This is a genomic window from Serratia sp. SM04 (genome assembly GCF_040280225.1).
GTDB lineage: Bacteria > Pseudomonadota > Gammaproteobacteria > Enterobacterales > Enterobacteriaceae > Serratia > Serratia sarumanii.
The window spans coordinates 321,220-337,020 of the sequence record NZ_JBEOQT010000022.1 but is presented as its reverse complement, the minus strand read 5'-3'; the positions used below and the strand labels follow the sequence as shown (position 1 = coordinate 337,020).

Below are 15,801 nucleotides of genomic sequence, written 5' to 3'. Positions count from 1 at the left end.
AGCGACGGCCCGCGGAGCGTTGTCACTGCCACGCAGCGCTGTTCAAGGCCGCCGCTTCCTCCCGCCGCACGCCAAACAACCGCCCTCGTTTCTTTCCGTTCCCCACCGCCCATCGCCCGCCGTTAATTCTCACCGGTCAAAATCGATGATTTGTTACGCATTGCCGTAACAACCCGTTGTAAAACAGGGGAAAATAAACAATTGGTTACAGGGTAACTGCTTCCACTACTGGGAATTTTCCCATATACTGGATAAATTAACAGTTTACCAGCCGGAATCGCAACAGCATGACCGCGGAAGGACACCTTATATTCTCTGTCGCTTGCGCGATCTTCGCCAAGAAGGCGGAAGTGACGCCAGAGCTGGCTACCGGCGACTGGTGGCACATCATACCCGCCGCGCTGCTGACCTCGCTGCTGCCGGACATCGATCACCCCAAGTCGGTGCTGGGCCAGCGTCTGCGCTGGCTCGCCATTCCCATCGCCCGCGCATTCGGCCACCGCGGTTTCACCCACAGCCTGCTGGCGATCGCCGGCGGCATGGCGCTGTTCCAGATGGACGTGCCGCGCAGCTGGCCGATCCCGGCCGACGCGCTGCACGCCATGATCATCGGTTACTTCAGCCATCTGCTGGCCGATATGCTCACCCCCGCCGGCGTTCCGCTGCTGTGGCCGTGCCGCTGGCGTTTTCGTCTGCCGCTGCTCAACTCGCAAAAGGGCAACCAGCTGGAGCGTGTGTTGTGTCTATGCCTGGTGGCGTTTGCCATCTGCTGGCAAGGTGATTTCACCCTGCCGGTGCAATCCTATGTCGAGCAAATCATAAATATTAGACCCTGATCACAAAAACCCGCTCAACCAATCACCTTCATGTATATAAAACGAACAAAAACACACAAAAAGCTATATCAAATTCCATTTGGATATAAGTGGGCCACCCGGCAAACTGTTACGATATTTACATCGCGACATACGTGATGCGTAGTCGTTTTTATAAGAAAGATGATTGGAGACATTGGGGATGAATTTTCCGCTCGTGATTAACGTGCTGGTGTTTGTCGCGCTCCTGTTGCTGCTGGCGCAAACCCGCCACAAGCAATGGAGCCTGGCGAAAAAAGTGCTGGTCGGCCTGGTGGTCGGCGTGGTGTTCGGCCTGGGCTTGCAGCTGGTGTACGGCTCCGACAACCCGGTACTGAAAGAATCCATCAGCTGGTTCAACATCGTCGGCAACGGCTATGTGCAGCTGCTGCAAATGATCGTCATGCCGCTGGTGTTCGCCTCGATCCTGAGCGCGGTGGCCAAGCTGCATAACGCCTCTTCTCTGGGCAAAATCAGCGTCCTGACTATCGGCACGCTGCTGTTCACCACGCTGATCTCGGCGCTGGTGGGCGTACTGGTCACCAACCTGTTCGGCCTGACCGCCGAAGGCCTGGTGCAGGGCGCGCAGGAAAGCGCGCGCCTGACGGCAATCCAGACCAACTACGTAGGTAAACTGGCCGATCTGACCGTGCCGCAGATGGTGCTGTCGTTCATCCCGAAAAACCCGTTCGCCGATCTGACCGGCGCCAGCCCGACGTCGATCATCAGCGTGGTGATTTTCGCCACCTTCCTCGGCGTGGCGTCGCTGCAGCTGCTGAAAGACGACAAGCCGAAAGGCGAGCGCGTGCTGGTGGCTATCGACACCCTGCAAGCCTGGGTGATGAAGCTGGTGCGTCTGGTCATGAAACTGACGCCATACGGCGTGCTGGCGCTGATGACCAAAGTGGTTGCCGGTTCCAACATTCACGACATCGTCAAGCTCGGCAGCTTCGTGGTGGCCTCGTACATCGGCCTGGGCATCATGTTCGTGGTTCACGCCGCCCTGCTGGCCTTCACCGGCGTTAATCCGCTGAAATTCTTCCGCAAGGTGTGGCCGGTGATCACCTTCGCCTTCACCAGCCGCTCCAGCGCCGCCAGCATTCCATTGAACGTGGAAGCGCAGACCCGTCGCCTGGGCGTGCCGGAATCCATCGCCAGCTTCTCGGCGTCGTTCGGCGCCACCATCGGCCAGAACGGCTGTGCAGGCCTCTACCCGGCAATGCTGGCGGTGATGGTTGCGCCGACCGTCGGCATCAACCCGCTGGATCCGGTGTGGATCGCCACCCTGGTCGGCATCGTCACCATCAGCTCCGCCGGTGTGGCGGGCGTGGGTGGCGGCGCCACCTTCGCCGCGCTGATCGTGCTGCCGGCGATGGGCCTGCCGGTGACGCTGGTCGCGCTGCTGATCTCGGTCGAACCGCTGATCGACATGGGCCGTACCGCGCTGAACGTCAACGGCTCCATGGCGGCGGGCACCATCACCAGCCAGCTGATGAAGCAAACCGACAAAACCGTGATGGACAGCGAAGACGAAGTCGAATTGGCTCACCGTTAACGCCGTCTCAAAACGAAAAAACCGGGGATTCTCCCCGGTTTTTTTATGCCCCGCGCCCGGTCGTTACGGCCGCTCGCCGTCCGCCAGCCGCCGGTTGATGTCGGCGATAACGCCCGGCAATTGCGCCAGCGTGTCTATCACATAATGTGCGCCCGCCGCATACAGCTTATCGGCGGCCGCCGTACGGCGCAGCTCGATCTCTGCCGCCGCCATTTGGCGGTACTCCTGCCAGGTCGCGCCAAACTCGTTGCCGGACAGCGCCAATCCGACGCTCCACATCCCGGCGTTCAGCCCTTCATGAATGCCCGGCACCGCGTCGTCCACCTTCACGCAGTGCGCCACCGCATCGATGCCCAGCGCGATGGCGTTCTGCAGCGCCATCCACGGCCCCGGCCGGCCACCGGCCGCGAGATCGTCAGTGGCGACCCAGTAATCCGGCGTGTAGCCGCGCTGCGCGGCGGCAGGCACCAGCACCTCCATCACCGCACGCGGATAACCGGAGCAGGAGCCGATTTTAATGCCCTGTTCGCGCAGCCCGGCAATCACCTGTGGCACACCCTCGATGGGATCGGCGAAGTCGATCACTTTGGCGATTTGCAGCGGCATAAACGCCTGATACAGCGCGTCGATGTCCTGGTGGCTCATCGAGCGGCCCAGCTTCTGCCGCCAGCGCGCGTCGACCGCCGGCAGCTTGCCCAGCGCCTCGATGTGCTGCCATTTGCCCAGCCCCATCGGAATGCGCGCCTCCGCCAGGCTGATGTCGATATCGAAGGTTTGTTTGAATGCCTCGACGAAAATCTGCGTTGGCGCAAAGGAGCCGAAGTCCACCGTGGTGCCGGCCCAGTCGAGGATCACTGCGTTGATCTGTTTCATGGTCAATCCTTATTGATTCCAGTACATCGCCTGCCCGACGGCCGCCAGCAAACGTTCGATATCTTGCGGGTAAATTTCCCCGATGTTGCCGATGCGGAAGCAGTCGCTCTGCGACACTTTGCCGGGATAGATCACAAACCCTTGCTGCTTCAGGCGCTGATAAAATTCGGCGAAGCGGTAAGTGTCGGCCTTTGGCGAATAGAATGCGGTGATGATCGGCGAATGCAACGCATCATCGAGCAGAGTCTCAAAGCCCAGCTCGCGCATGCCCGCCACCAGCCGCCGCTGATTGGTTTGATAGCGGTGGTGGCGCGCGGCAATGCCGCCCTCTTGTTCCAGCTCTTTCAGCGCCTGCGCGAAGGCCAGCACGGTGTGGGTCGGCGACGTAAAGCGCCATTTGCCGGCCTGGTCTTCCATACAGCGCCACTGGGCATACAGATCCAGCGACAGCGAGCGCGAGCGGCCAGCGCATTTCTCCAGTTCGCTGCGGCGGGCGATGACGAAAGCGAAGCCCGGCACGCCCTGAATGCATTTGTTGGCGGAGCTGATCAGAAAATCGATGCCCAGCGCGTCTACATCCAGCGGGATGCCGCCGAAGCTGCTCATGGCGTCGACGATAAAGGTCTTGCCGTTGCGCGCCGCCAGGCCGGCGACCTTCTGCAGCGGGTTGAGCATGCCGGTGGTGGTTTCGCAGTGCACCATGGCGATATGGCTGATGCGCGCATCGCTTTTCAGCACCGCCTCCATCGCCGCCACGTCCGGCCCATTGACCTCGCCGCAGTCGAAAGCGTGGTGGTCGATATCCATCAGCCGCGCCATTTCGATCATCCGCGCCCCATAGGCGCCGTTGTTGACGATCAGCAGCTTGTCCTGCGGGCCGATGGCCGTGCCCAGCACGCCCTCCACCGCAAAGCTGCCGCTGCCCTGCAGTAACACCGAGGTGTAACCGGCGGACGGCGTCGCCAGCGCCACCAGCTGCTGCCGGATGCTTTGCACCACGCCCAGGTTGTAATCTTCATCCCAGGTGCAGCTGTCGAACAGCATCGCCTCTTTTACCGTTTTCGACGTGGTCAACGGGCCGGGGGTCAACAGCAGGTAGTTTCGATCGGACATGTTATTCACCTATTTGGTCTATACCAGATTGCAGGCATTGTGGCGGCAAATTCCTTCCCTGGTCAAACGACAAAGCGCGGTGAAACAAAAAATTCATCTGGCTATGTATAATAAGCGCGTGCCGGAATGACGGGCCGATGCCATAGCGAGATGAAATGAAAGAACATCAGGGCGAAATGCCCCACTACCTGCAGATCAAGGATCAGCTTCAGGCGCGCATCACCCGCGGCGCGCTGCAGGCGGGCGACAAGCTGCCTTCGGAGCGCGAGCTGTGCGCCATCTTCTCCACCACCCGCGTTACCATTCGCGAGAGCCTGGCGCAGCTGGAGGCCACCGGCGCCATCTATCGCGCCGATCGCCGCGGCTGGTTCGTCACGCCGGAACGGCTGTGGCTGGATCCGACGCAGAACACCAACTTCCACCGCCTGTGCCAGGAGCAGGGGCGCGTGCCGCGCACCGCGCTGCTGTCCGGCGAAAAAACCACGGTGCCGCTTGACGTGATGCAGCCGCTGGCGCTCGAACCCTTCGACCAGGTGTATCTGCTGCGCCGCGTGCGCTACGCCGACGGCCGCGCCATCTGTTATTGCGAAAACCATTGCCTGCCGCAGCGGGTGCCGGAACTGCTCAGCCACGATCTCAACGGCAGCCTGACCGAAGTCTATCAACAGCATTACTCGTTGATTTACAGCAACATGCATCTGTCGTTCTACCCGACGGCCCTGCCTTACCGCGCCGCCAACGCGCTCGGCGCCATGGTCGGCCTGCCCGCCTTATTGCTGCGCCGGTTGAATTACGACCAGCACGGCCGCATTCTCGATTTCGATATCGAGTACTGGCGCCACGACAGCCTGCGCATCGAAGTCGATACGCTTTAACCCCGCATGACAGGGGCTGCGCCCGCCGCCCCGCCTTTCTCCCCCACGCCCAATTCCCCGTTGCCGGCAAATATATTTTGCCGCTTTCATTTGTTTGTCATATTCGCCGATTAGCGTGACCGCATATCTGGTGTATACCAGTTACGCTTAAATCCGCAACAGTGAGGCTGAAGCTATGAAACTTTCTCGTCTGGTCGTGATGACCGCCATCGCACTCGGCTCCGCGCCGGCCTGGGCCGCCGACGCGGTGGTGACCGTCTACTCCGCCGATGGTCTGCACGCCGGCGATCACAGCTGGTATCAAACCCAGTTCGACGCCTTCACTCAGGCAACCGGCATCAAGGTGCAGTACGTCGAAGGCGGTTCCGGCGCCATCGTAGAGCGGCTGTCGAAAGAGCGCAGCAACCCGCAGGCCGACGTGCTGGTGACGCCGCCGCCGTTCATCCAGCGCGCCGCCGCGGAAAAACTGCTGCAGGATTTCACCCCGCAGGATGCGGCGCAGATCGCCGACGCTCAGCCGCAGTTCGTGCCGCTGGTAAACAACTACCTGAGCTTCATCTATAACGCCAAACTGCTGCCGCAGGCGCCTGCCAGCTATCAACAGCTGCTGGACGCGCAGTTCCGCAACAAGCTGCAGTACTCCACGCCGGGCCAGGCCGGTGACGGCACCGCAGTATTGCTGCAGGCGTTTCACAGCTTCGGTAGCAAGGACGCCGGTTTCGACTACCTCGGCAAGCTGCAAAGCAACAACGTCGGCCCTTCCGCTTCCACCGGCAAGCTGACCGCGCTGGTCAATAAAGGCGAGCTGTTGGTGGCCAACGGCGATCTGCAGATGAACCTGGCGCAAATGCGCAGCAACCCGAACGTGCAGGTATTCTGGCCGGCCGGGCCGGACGGCAAGCGCAGCACGCTGGCGCTGCCTTACTATGTCGGCCTGGTGCAAGGCGCGCCGCAAAGCGCCAACGGCAAAAAGCTGATCGACTTCCTGCTGAGCAAAGAAGCGCAGAGCAGCGTTAGCGCCATGTCCTACGGCATGCCGGTGCGTAAGGACGTCATCCCGACCGACGATAACTTCAAGCGGTCGCAGGCGGCGCTGAAAGGCGTGGACATCTGGGCGCCGGACTGGAATCAGGTGGTAAGCAGCCTGTCCGCCGATATCTCACGCTGGCACAAGGTGACCGAATGACGCTGACAATGCCTTCTACCCTCTCTTCCCGCGCCGAGGCGCGGGATAACAGCCTCGACATCGCCGGGCCGTCGGGCATCCAACTCGACCGCGTCAGCGTGTCGTATCGCGGCACCGAAGTGCTGAAACCCCTGACGCTCACCATCGCCCCCGGCGAAGTGCTGGCGCTGATCGGCCCCTCCGGCTCGGGCAAAACCACCGTGCTGCGGGCGATCGCCGGTTTCGTGCAGCCTTCTGCCGGGCGTATTGCCATCGGTGACGTCGATGTCACCGACGTGCCGCCCTATGAGCGCGGTCTGGGCATGGTGGTACAGAACTACGCGCTGTTTCCGCATATGCGCGTCGAGGACAATGTGGCGTTCGGCCTGCGCGCCCAGGGCAAGCCGCGCGGCCTCACCGCCGAGCGCGTCGAGGAGGCGCTGGCCATCGTCGGCATGTCCGCCTACGCCAGGCGTTATCCCAGCCAGCTCTCCGGCGGCCAACAGCAGCGCGTGGCGATCGCCCGCGCCATCGCGGTGCGCCCCAAAGTCTTGCTGCTGGATGAACCGCTGTCGGCGCTGGACGCGCAGATTCGCCACAGCATGGTGGAAGAGATCGCCCGCCTGCACCGCGAGCTGCCGGAGCTGACCATCCTGTACGTCACCCACGATCAGGGCGAAGCGCTGACGCTGGCGGACAAGATTGGCATCATGCGCGACGGACACCTGATCGCCCACGGCGAGACCCGCGCGCTGTACCGTCATCCCACAAACCGCTTCGCCGCCGAGTTCCTCGGCCGCGCCAACCTGCTGCCGGCCACCGCGCTGGAGACCACCGCCGGCCAAGGCATGACCACCGTCAGCTGCGCCGGAAAAGTGATCGGCTGTTTCACCTACGGCGCACAACGCGGCTTCGACAAACTGCTGTGCATTCGGCCGCAGCATATTGCGCTCGATGCCGATGCCCAGCGCAGCAACTGCATCGTCGGCACGCTGCGCGATATTCACTGGCAGGGGGAGTTGACGCACCTGCAGTTCGACGCGCAAGGCCACCCGCTGCGCGTGGTCACCACCCATCAGAGCCGGATGCCGCAGATCGGCGAGCGCGTGCCGCTCTATTTCGCCCCTGACGACGCGGTACTGATCGAGGACTGACATGACCGACTCTACGCTTATTCGCCCGGCCCGGCGGCCGCGTTCACCGCGCCGTTTATGGATCCTGCTGCCGCTGCTGGTGCTGGCGACGCTGTTTTTCTATCCGCTGGCGCTGATCGTCAAACAGGCGTTTACCGACGATCAGGGGCTGTTCAGCGCCGGCGCGCTGCAGCAGGTGTTCGAATCCCGACGCTTTGTCAGCGCCCTGCTCAACACGCTGCAGATTGCGCTGCTGGCGACGCTGGGCTGCCTGGTGCTCGGCACCCTGCTGTCGCTGCTGCTGGTGTTCACGCCGTTCCCCGGCAGCCGGCTGATCGCCTGGGTGATCGATACCTTTATCGCCATGCCGACCTTCCTGATCACCTTGGCCTTCACCTTTATCTACGGCTCCGCCGGCCTGCTGAACGGTACGCTGATGGCGACCTTCGGTTTTACCCTGCCGCCGGTAGACTTTCTTTACTCCATCTGGGGCGTGATCCTGGCGGAAATCACCGTGTTTACGCCGCTGGTAATGCGTCCGCTGATGGCGGCGCTGTCGCAGATCGATCGCAGCCAGCTCGAAGCCGCCAGCATCCTCGGCGCCCGGCCGGGGCGCGTGGTGCGCCAGGTGATTTTGCCCGCCGCGCTGCCGGCCTTGCTGGCCGGCGGCAGCCTGTGCTTGCTGTTGACCACCAATGAGTTCGGCATCGTGCTGTTTATTGGCGCCAAGGGCGTCACCACGCTGCCGATGATGGTCTACTCCAAAGCGATTCTGGAGTCGGATTATGCCGTCGCCTGCGCGATCGCCGTCGTGAATATCGCGCTGTCGCTCGGGCTGTTCTCCCTTTACCGCTACGCCGCGGCGCGCGCCGGGCTGAGGAACTGACGATGTTGATTTGGTCTCGCACCGGCCGCACCCTGACCTGCACGCTGGCGGTCACGTTGTTCGCGCTGTTCTTCTGCCTGCCGCTGGCGGTGATCCTGATGTCCAGCCTGAGCGAACAGTGGAACGGCGTGCTGCCGAGCGGTTTCACCTTTAGCCACTTCCGCCAGGCCTTTGGCGGCGCCTCCTGGGACGCGCTGGTCGCCAGCCTGGCTATCGGTTTCAGCGCCAGCCTGTTCGCGCTGCTGTGCGGCACCTGGGCGGCGTTGGCACTGCGCCACCATCAGGGGCGCGGCCAGCGCCTGCTGAGCACGCTGTTCTTCATTCCCAGCGCGGTGCCTTCGGTGTCGATCGGTCTCGGGATGCTGGTGGCGTTCAGCCAGGGGCCGCTGCAGATGAACGGCACCTTCCTGATCGTGCCCGTCGCGCACTTCGTGCTGATTTCCGCCTTCACCTTCGGCAACGTGATGGCCGGGCTGGCCCGGCTGCCTGGCGACTACGAGAACGTCGCCGCCAGCCTGGGCGCTTCGCCGCTGTTCCGCCTGCGCCACGTCACCCTGCCGATGATCGCCCCCTATATGATCTCCGCCTTCGCCCTCAGCCTGTCGCTGTCGATGGGAGAGCTGGGCGCGACCATGATGATCTACCCGCCGAGCTGGGCAACGCTGCCGGTCACTATCTTCAGCCTGACCGATCGCGGCAGCATCGCCAACGGCGCGACGCTGACCATGATCCTGGTGGCGGCCACGCTGTTGCTGATGTTAGTGCTGGAACGGATTTCGCAGCGGCTGACGCCGGGCATGAAATAGCCGCAAGGCGCTGCCATGGCAGCGCCTTGTTCATGGAAGCGAAGGGTCAGAACGGATAGTCGTGATAGCCCTGCTGTTCACTGATGCGCCGGGCGGCGACGTGCAACAGCGCCACATACTCCTCCCGCGCCGCTTCGGAAAAGCGCAGCGTCGGGAAAGAGATGCTCAACCCGGCGATCGCCACCCCAAACCGATCGAATACCGGCACCGCGATACAACGGATCCCCACTTCCTGCTCTTCGGCATCTTCGCCGTATCCCTGCTCACGCACCCGCTCCAGCACCGGCAGCAGTTCGGCGGCGCTGGTCAGGGTATGCTCGGTGCTGAGTGTAAATTCAATCTGCGACAGGATCTGCGCCACCTCATCCCGATCGCGCCAGGCCAGCAGCACTTTACCGATGGCGGTGCTGTGCAACGGGTTGCGGCGACCGATGCGCGAATACATGCGCAGGTTGTACATCGCGTCGATCTTGTGGATATAGACGATACCGTCCTCATCCAGGGCGCCAAGGTGGATGGTTTCGCGGGTGCGGTTCGACAGTTCGCGCATCTGCACGTCGGCGCTGCGGATCAGATCGACGTTCTGCAACGATTTGGCGCCCAGCTCGAACAGCTTGAGCGTCAGCGCATATTTTTCTGTCTCGCCTTCCTGCGAAACGTAGCCCAGCGCTTTCATGGTCTGCAGAAAACGGTAGACGGTGCTTTTGGACATCATCACCCGCTGGGACAGTTCAGTAATGCCAATCTCGCGCTCATCGCCGAGCGCCTGCAAAATACCGAACACTTTCATTACGGATGAGACGGCATCCGGTTGCTTGTCTGAATCTGCGTTAGCCATGGCGAATACCCTACTTAACGGTTCTGTTTCAGGAAATTTAAACAAGGGTTTCAGTATAATCGGAACAGATCGCGACGCGCAACGCAGTTGAACGCTAAGCGATTGAAGCCAAATGGATAACCGCCGGCCCGCTCACCGCCGTTTACAATTCAGCGGACAAGGGGCATGCAATCACGGGCGAATATGATTAGCATGATAATACTCCCCTGAATAAATACCGCTGAGACCAACATGCGTCCTTGTTCCGACGGCCTCCCCGTCCCGCAACGCTATGGGGCGATCCTCGCCATCGCCCTCGGCATTACCGTATCCGTGCTCGACGGCGCGATAGCCAACGTGGCGCTGCCCACCATCGCGCGCGATCTCAACGCCAGCCCGGCCAGCTCCATTTGGGTGGTTAACGCCTATCAGCTGGCGATCACCGTCTCTCTGCTGTCGCTGGCGTCGCTCGGCGATCTGATCGGTTATCGCCGCATCTATCAGGCCGGGCTGCTGGTGTTCAGCATCACCTCGCTGTTCTGCGCCCTGTCCGACTCGCTGCTCACGCTGACCATCGCCCGCGTGCTGCAAGGCTTTGGCGCCGCCGCCATCATGAGCGTCAACACCGCGCTGATCCGCATCATCTATCCGCAGCGTTTTCTCGGCCGCGGCATGGGCATCAATTCGCTGATCGTCGCCTGCTCCTCGGCGGCCGGGCCAACGGTGGCGGCGGCGATCCTGTCGGTCGCTTCCTGGCAGTGGCTGTTCGCCATCAACCTGCCGATCGGCCTCGTCGCGCTGCTGCTGGGCATGAAGTTCCTGCCGGCCAACGGCCAAAAAAGCGATAACCGCCGTTTCGATCCCACCAGCGCCGTGCTGAACGCGCTGACTTTCGGCCTGCTGATCACTGCCATCAGCGGCTTCGCCCAGGGCCAGAGCCTGACGCTGATCTTCAGCGAGATCGCCGCGCTGCTGGCGATTGGCACGGTGTTCGTGCGCCGCCAGCTGCGCCAGGAATTTCCGCTGCTGCCGGTCGACCTGCTGCGCATCCCGATTTTCGCCCTGTCGATGGGCACCTCAATCTGCTCGTTCGCCGCGCAGATGCTGGCGATGGTATCGCTGCCGTTCTTCCTGCAAAGCGCGTTGAGCCGCGACGAGGTGGCGACCGGGCTGCTGCTGACGCCGTGGCCGCTGGCGATCGTCGTCATGGCGCCGATCGCCGGCCGGCTGGTGGAGCGCGTGCACGCCGGCCTGCTGGGCTGCATTGGGCTGGCGGTGTTCGCGCTCGGGCTGTTCTCGCTGGCGCTGCTGCCCGCGGCCCCGTCGAATGGGGACATCATCTGGCGCATGGTGCTGTGCGGCGCCGGTTTCGGCCTGTTCCAGTCGCCCAACAATCACACCATCATCTCCGCCGCGCCGCGTAACCGCAGCGGCGGCGCCAGCGGCATGCTGGGCACCGCTCGCCTGCTGGGGCAAACCTCGGGGGCCGCGCTGGTGGCGCTGATGTTCAACCTGTTCCCCACCTCCGGCACCCACGCATCGCTGGTCCTGGCCGGCGTGTTCGCCACTCTGGCGGCGGCGGTCAGCAGCCTGCGCATCACCCAATCGACGGCGCAAACGGCGCAGCCAAGCCGCGAGGTGAAATAGCGGACATAAAAAAACCCCGGCGAGCCGGGGTTTTTCCTTTCATTCAGCCGATTACTTCAGGTACTGGCCGGAACGCAGCGCTTCGATGCGCTTGTCGAGCGGCGGGTGCGACATGAACAGCTCGCTGAACGACTTGGATTTGCCGTTGATGCAGAACGCCATCATGCTGCCCGCTTCCTGCGGCTCGTAGCTGGTTTTCAGGCGCTGCAAGGCGGCGATCATCTTCTCGCGGCCCACCAGCTTGGCGGAGCCGGCGTCGGCGTAGAACTCGCGGTGACGCGAGAACCACATGGTGATGATGCTTGCCAGGATGCCGAACACCAGTTCCAGCACCATCGACACCGCGAAATAAATCATCGGGTTGCCGTTGCCTTCCCCTTCACCGTCGCGGTTGCCCAGGAAGCCGGCGGCAACCTGCGCGATCAGGCGCGAAATGAAGATGACGAAGGTGTTCACGATGCCCTGAATCAGGGTCATGGTCACCATATCGCCGTTGGCGACGTGGCTGATTTCGTGCGCGATGACCGCTTCCGCTTCGTCGCGGCTCATGCTCTGCAGCAGGCCGGTGCTGACGGCGACCAGCGAGGCGTCGCGGCGCGCGCCGGTGGCGAAGGCGTTGATGTCCGGCGCGTGGTAGATAGCAACCTGCGGCATGGCGATGCCCGCCTGCTGCGACTGACGGCGCACCGTTTCCAGCAGCCAGTTTTCGGTTTCGTTACGCGGTTGTTCAATCACTTCCCCGCCGACGGAGCGCAGCGCCATCCACTTGGACATCAGCAACGACACGAAAGCGCCGCCGAAGCCGAACAGACCGGCCATGATCATCAGGCCCTGAACGCTACTGGATTGGATTCCTGTCAGGCTGAGCACCAGCCCGAAAACCAACATCACCGCCAGGTTGGTGAGCAGGAACAGAGCTATACGCATCATAAAATGTTTACTTCCTCATAAATGTTAACAAAACGCTGTCGAAGATACCCTAGATCGTATGGGCATTCGTCACAGTTTCAAGAGTCGCGCGTCATTAACCTACTAAAAATACGAAACTTTACAAAAACGGCGCGCGACCGGGATTTGGCAAATTGTAAACGATTGTTGCGCAAGGCGGAGGGTTTTTTGCCATAAATTTGTCAGGCGACGCATAAGCCCGCCCCCATTCCCCTGCAGGGAAGCAGGCCTTCGCGTCACCATAAAAAAACGCACCCGAGGGTGCGTTTTTCATCCTGCCGGACGCGGCCTTATTTGGCCGGCGTTGGCTGCTGAGCGGGCCGATCTTTTTCCAGATGAGCCAGCTCCAGCGCGATATGCACGGTTTCATCCAGGTACGGATCCGGTTCCTGGTAATCCTTCGGCAAATCGTCGAGCGATTTCAGCGGCTTCTTGCCCGCACGTTCCAGGCGCTCGTTGATGCGTTTCAAACGGGTCGCATCGTCGTCGTGGTTCTCTTTCTCGCGCACCGCCAGATTGAGGGACACGATGTTGCGTTTATCCTTCAGCGCCTTGTAATGCGCGATATCCTGCGCGATGTACTGGAACTCCGGATTCTGCGCGATGCGCTGCTGGTGATCTTTCAGCAGCTCCGGCTCGAACGGCGCCATATCGCCGGTCTTGCTGTAGGTCGCCGCATTGATGCTGTCCCACGGCATGGCGTTGTCTTCAAACGCTTCGCCGGTTTCCGCCGGATCGACGCCGGTCGGCATCAGAATGTCCGGGGTCACCCCTTTGCGCTGGGTGCTGCCGCCGTTGACGCGGTAGAACTTCTGAATGGTGTACTGCACCGACCCCAGCGCCGGCCACTCAGGGCGCAGCATCTGATCGTAGATGCGGTTCAGCGAACGGTACTGCTGCACGGTGCCTTTACCGAAGGTCGGCTCGCCGACGATCAGCGCACGGCCGTAATCCTGCATCGCCGCCGCGAAGATCTCGGAGGCGGAGGCGCTGAAGCGATCGACCAGCACCACCAGCGGGCCTTTGTAGTAGGTCACGCCGTCGGTGTCGGCGTCTTCACGCACTTTGCCGTTGTTGTCGCGCACCTGCACCACCGGGCCGCTCGGAATGAACAGGCCGGACAGCGACACCGCTTCGGTCAGCGCGCCGCCGCCGTTGGTGCGCAGATCGATGATCACGCTCTTGACGTTCTGCTTGGCCATCTTCTGCAGCTGCACTTTCACGTCATCGGTCAGACCGACGTAGAAGCCGGGGATGTCGAACACCGCCACCTTCTCTTTGCCGACGGTCTTGATGGTCATTTTCACCGCGCGGTCTTCCAGGCGGATGCGCTCGCGGGTCAGGGTGACCACGCGGGTTTTGGTGCCCTTGCCGGCCGGCAGGATCTCCAGGCGCACCTTGCTGCCTTTCGGCCCTTTGATCAATGACACCACGTCGTCCAGGCGCCAGCCGATCACGTCCACCATCGGTTTGCCGGCCTGGCCGACGCCGACGATGCGATCGCCCACGGTGATCGCCTTGCTCTTCGCCGCCGGGCCGCCCGGCACCATCGAGTTGATCAGGGTGTAGTCGTCATCCATCTGCAGCACCGCGCCAATGCCTTCCAGCGACAGGCTCATTTCGGTGTTGAACTGCTCGGTGTTGCGCGGAGACAGATAGTTGGTGTGCGGGTCGATTTCATGCGCGAAGGCATTCATCGCCAGCTGGAAGACGTCTTCGCTGTTGCTTTGCGTCAGGCGCTTGATGGCGAACTGATAGCGCTTGGTCAGCGTGTCGCGGATTTCTTTGTCGGTCTTGCCGGTCAGCTTGAGGTTCAGCTCGTCATAGGTGACTTTCGCATCCCACAGACTATCCAGCTCGGCCTTGTCTTTCGGCCACGGCGCTTTGCTGCGGTCGAGATCGATAGTGCCGTTGCCGGTAAAGTTCATCGGCTTGTCCAGCAACGACAACGCATAGGTGTAACGCTCAAAGCGGCGTTTCTGCGCCAGATTGAACAGCGCGTAGAAGGTGTCCAGCTTGCCGGTTTTCAGCTCTTCGCCCACCTGATTGCGTTTGCCGGCGAACTGCGCCACGTCGGAGGCCAGCAACACGTTATGGCTGTAGTCCAGCATGTTCAGGTAGCGATCGAAGATCTTGCCTGAAAACTCCGCGTCGAGGGCGAACTGGCGGTAATGAGAGCGAGTGAAGCGCGAGGTGACGCGCTCACTCACCGTAGCGTGCTGAGGTTCCTGTTGCAGTTGAGGCAGTTGGCCGATGCGGATGTTGGCTGTTTCCGCGCCGTAACTGACACCCGCCCACAGCAGCCCTGCAATCGCTGTTAATCTGACGAATTTGTTCATGCCTGGGTTGGCCTCCGTATCAGAACTGCAAGTGTTCTGCGCGCACAATCATCGCCAGACCGGAAGAGAGCTGCACACGTACGCCATCTTTAGCGATTTCGAGTACGGTAGCATCCATCGCGCTCTTGCCTGCTCTGACTTTGATTTCCTGGCCAATTTGCAGTTTAGAGATATCCGTGACTGGCGCATAACGCGGCTGGTTTTCCTCTTTTGCTGCACGAGGTTGACGAGCTGGCTGTGGGCGAGTTTGTGGGCGCGGCTTGCGGTTCTCCGGCGCGGCTCCGCCTTCGCGACGTGCAGCGGGCTTTTTACCGGCTGGGCGCGGACGGCGTGGCGCGGCATCGGCGGATTCACCGGCGGCTTCACGTTTTTTGGCGTTTTGTTCGGCACGCTGTGCCTGAACGCGCGCTTTGGCTTCTTCAAGCTGCTGGCGAGCATGATCGACATGCTGCTGCTCCAGTTCACCGCACGGATTGCCGTCCAGATCGACGCGCTGCGCGCCGACTTTGACGCCGTACAGGTAACGCCAGCTTGAGGTGTACAGGCGCAGGGCAGAACGCAATTGCGTTTTGCTGAGATTCTCTTCCCCCTGCACGCGCTCTACCAAATCCTGAAAAATACCGATTTTCAGCGGACGAGCTTCGCCTTCGGCGCTAAAGCAGAGCGGAAAACGCTCGGCAAGAAAAGCAATGACTTCTTTACTAGAGTTCAACTTAGGTTGATTTTCCATGAAATTTCCTGATTACAACGGTATTGCCAACAAGCCACAGGCATGAACAGGCGTCATTAT

General features: G+C 61.6%; 14 protein-coding genes. 8 read left to right on the top strand and 6 right to left on the bottom strand.

Annotated features, from left to right (window positions below; translation table 11 throughout):
- Positions 1-287 precede the first annotated feature (287 nt).
- Both ABTW55_RS22300 and ABTW55_RS22295 read left to right on the top strand, forming a co-directional pair.
- Complete coding sequence (locus ABTW55_RS22300) at positions 288-836, top strand: metal-dependent hydrolase (protein WP_060420801.1); 549 nt, start codon at positions 288-290, stop codon at positions 834-836.
- A gap of 181 nt (positions 837-1,017) precedes the next feature.
- Positions 1,018-2,409, top strand: a complete 1,392-nt coding sequence (locus ABTW55_RS22295) for an L-cystine transporter (RefSeq protein ID WP_033653910.1) — start codon at positions 1,018-1,020, stop codon at positions 2,407-2,409.
- A gap of 63 nt (positions 2,410-2,472) precedes the next feature.
- On the opposite strand, the gene phnX is transcribed toward ABTW55_RS22295, so the two are convergent.
- Together phnX and phnW are read right to left on the bottom strand one after the other, a co-directional pair.
- The gene (gene phnX, locus ABTW55_RS22290; protein ID WP_060420797.1) at positions 2,473-3,282 is read right to left on the bottom strand and encodes a phosphonoacetaldehyde hydrolase; all 810 of its coding nucleotides are present in this window, start codon (positions 3,280-3,282) and stop codon (positions 2,473-2,475) included.
- A 9-nt stretch (positions 3,283-3,291) separates the two neighbouring features.
- On the bottom strand, positions 3,292-4,395 hold the full coding sequence (gene phnW / locus ABTW55_RS22285; RefSeq protein ID WP_060420795.1) for a 2-aminoethylphosphonate--pyruvate transaminase: 1,104 nt from the start codon (positions 4,393-4,395) through the stop codon (positions 3,292-3,294).
- Positions 4,396-4,550: 155 nt separating this feature from the next.
- Between phnW and phnR the strand changes: the two genes are divergently transcribed.
- The 5 genes from phnR to ABTW55_RS22260 all read left to right on the top strand — a co-directional run bounded on the left by phnR (position 4,551) and on the right by ABTW55_RS22260 (position 9,260).
- Positions 4,551-5,270, top strand: coding sequence for a phosphonate utilization transcriptional regulator PhnR (phnR, locus tag ABTW55_RS22280; RefSeq protein WP_060420792.1), 720 nt, complete (start codon positions 4,551-4,553; stop codon positions 5,268-5,270).
- A 175-nt stretch (positions 5,271-5,445) separates the two neighbouring features.
- On the top strand, positions 5,446-6,456 hold the full coding sequence (locus tag ABTW55_RS22275; protein ID WP_049196135.1) for a 2-aminoethylphosphonate ABC transporter substrate-binding protein: 1,011 nt from the start codon (positions 5,446-5,448) through the stop codon (positions 6,454-6,456).
- Between the two features lie 2 nt (positions 6,457-6,458).
- On the top strand, positions 6,459-7,589 hold the full coding sequence (gene phnT / locus ABTW55_RS22270) for a 2-aminoethylphosphonate ABC transport system ATP-binding subunit PhnT (RefSeq protein ID WP_373275071.1): 1,131 nt from the start codon (positions 6,459-6,461) through the stop codon (positions 7,587-7,589).
- A gap of 1 nt (position 7,590) precedes the next feature.
- A complete protein-coding gene (gene phnU, locus ABTW55_RS22265; protein ID WP_033653904.1) occupies positions 7,591-8,454 on the top strand; it encodes a 2-aminoethylphosphonate ABC transporter permease subunit in 864 nt (287 codons plus the stop codon).
- Positions 8,455-8,456: 2 nt separating this feature from the next.
- Positions 8,457-9,260, top strand: a complete 804-nt coding sequence (locus ABTW55_RS22260; RefSeq protein WP_060420789.1) for an ABC transporter permease — start codon at positions 8,457-8,459, stop codon at positions 9,258-9,260.
- A 46-nt stretch (positions 9,261-9,306) separates the two neighbouring features.
- On the opposite strand, the gene kdgR is transcribed toward ABTW55_RS22260, so the two are convergent.
- Positions 9,307-10,098 (bottom strand): DNA-binding transcriptional regulator KdgR, encoded by a 792-nt coding sequence (kdgR, locus tag ABTW55_RS22255; protein ID WP_060420786.1) that lies wholly within the window; start codon positions 10,096-10,098, stop codon positions 9,307-9,309.
- Between the two features lie 231 nt (positions 10,099-10,329).
- On the opposite strand from kdgR, the gene ABTW55_RS22250 reads away from it, so the two are divergent.
- The gene (locus ABTW55_RS22250) at positions 10,330-11,724 is read left to right on the top strand and encodes an MFS transporter (RefSeq protein ID WP_060420783.1); all 1,395 of its coding nucleotides are present in this window, start codon (positions 10,330-10,332) and stop codon (positions 11,722-11,724) included.
- A 51-nt stretch (positions 11,725-11,775) separates the two neighbouring features.
- On the opposite strand, the gene htpX is transcribed toward ABTW55_RS22250, so the two are convergent.
- The 3 genes from htpX to proQ form a co-directional block, all read right to left on the bottom strand.
- Positions 11,776-12,654: a protease HtpX gene (gene htpX, locus ABTW55_RS22245; RefSeq protein WP_033638291.1), complete on the bottom strand. Its 879-nt coding sequence runs from the start codon at positions 12,652-12,654 to the stop codon at positions 11,776-11,778.
- A gap of 308 nt (positions 12,655-12,962) precedes the next feature.
- Positions 12,963-15,011: a carboxy terminal-processing peptidase gene (prc, locus tag ABTW55_RS22240; protein WP_033638289.1), complete on the bottom strand. Its 2,049-nt coding sequence runs from the start codon at positions 15,009-15,011 to the stop codon at positions 12,963-12,965.
- Between the two features lie 19 nt (positions 15,012-15,030).
- Complete coding sequence (gene proQ, locus ABTW55_RS22235) at positions 15,031-15,741, bottom strand: RNA chaperone ProQ (RefSeq protein WP_033638287.1); 711 nt, start codon at positions 15,739-15,741, stop codon at positions 15,031-15,033.
- Positions 15,742-15,801 lie beyond the last annotated feature (60 nt).

Excerpts from the sequence above, each read along its gene's own strand:
- ABTW55_RS22300 (WP_060420801.1), top strand. The coding sequence starts at position 288 with ATGACCGCGGAAGGACACCTTATATTCTCTGTCGCTTGCGCGATCTTC.
- ABTW55_RS22295 (WP_033653910.1), top strand. The coding sequence starts at position 1,018 with ATGAATTTTCCGCTCGTGATTAACGTGCTGGTGTTTGTCGCGCTCCTG.
- phnX (WP_060420797.1), bottom strand. The coding sequence starts at position 3,282 with ATGAAACAGATCAACGCAGTGATCCTCGACTGGGCCGGCACCACGGTG.
- phnW (WP_060420795.1), bottom strand. The coding sequence starts at position 4,395 with ATGTCCGATCGAAACTACCTGCTGTTGACCCCCGGCCCGTTGACCACG.
- phnR (WP_060420792.1), top strand. The coding sequence starts at position 4,551 with ATGAAAGAACATCAGGGCGAAATGCCCCACTACCTGCAGATCAAGGAT.
- ABTW55_RS22275 (WP_049196135.1), top strand. The coding sequence starts at position 5,446 with ATGAAACTTTCTCGTCTGGTCGTGATGACCGCCATCGCACTCGGCTCC.
- phnU (WP_033653904.1), top strand. The coding sequence starts at position 7,591 with ATGACCGACTCTACGCTTATTCGCCCGGCCCGGCGGCCGCGTTCACCG.
- ABTW55_RS22260 (WP_060420789.1), top strand. The coding sequence starts at position 8,457 with ATGTTGATTTGGTCTCGCACCGGCCGCACCCTGACCTGCACGCTGGCG.
- kdgR (WP_060420786.1), bottom strand. The coding sequence starts at position 10,098 with ATGGCTAACGCAGATTCAGACAAGCAACCGGATGCCGTCTCATCCGTA.
- ABTW55_RS22250 (WP_060420783.1), top strand. The coding sequence starts at position 10,330 with ATGCGTCCTTGTTCCGACGGCCTCCCCGTCCCGCAACGCTATGGGGCG.
- htpX (WP_033638291.1), bottom strand. The coding sequence starts at position 12,654 with ATGATGCGTATAGCTCTGTTCCTGCTCACCAACCTGGCGGTGATGTTG.
- prc (WP_033638289.1), bottom strand. The coding sequence starts at position 15,011 with ATGAACAAATTCGTCAGATTAACAGCGATTGCAGGGCTGCTGTGGGCG.
- proQ (WP_033638287.1), bottom strand. The coding sequence starts at position 15,741 with ATGGAAAATCAACCTAAGTTGAACTCTAGTAAAGAAGTCATTGCTTTT.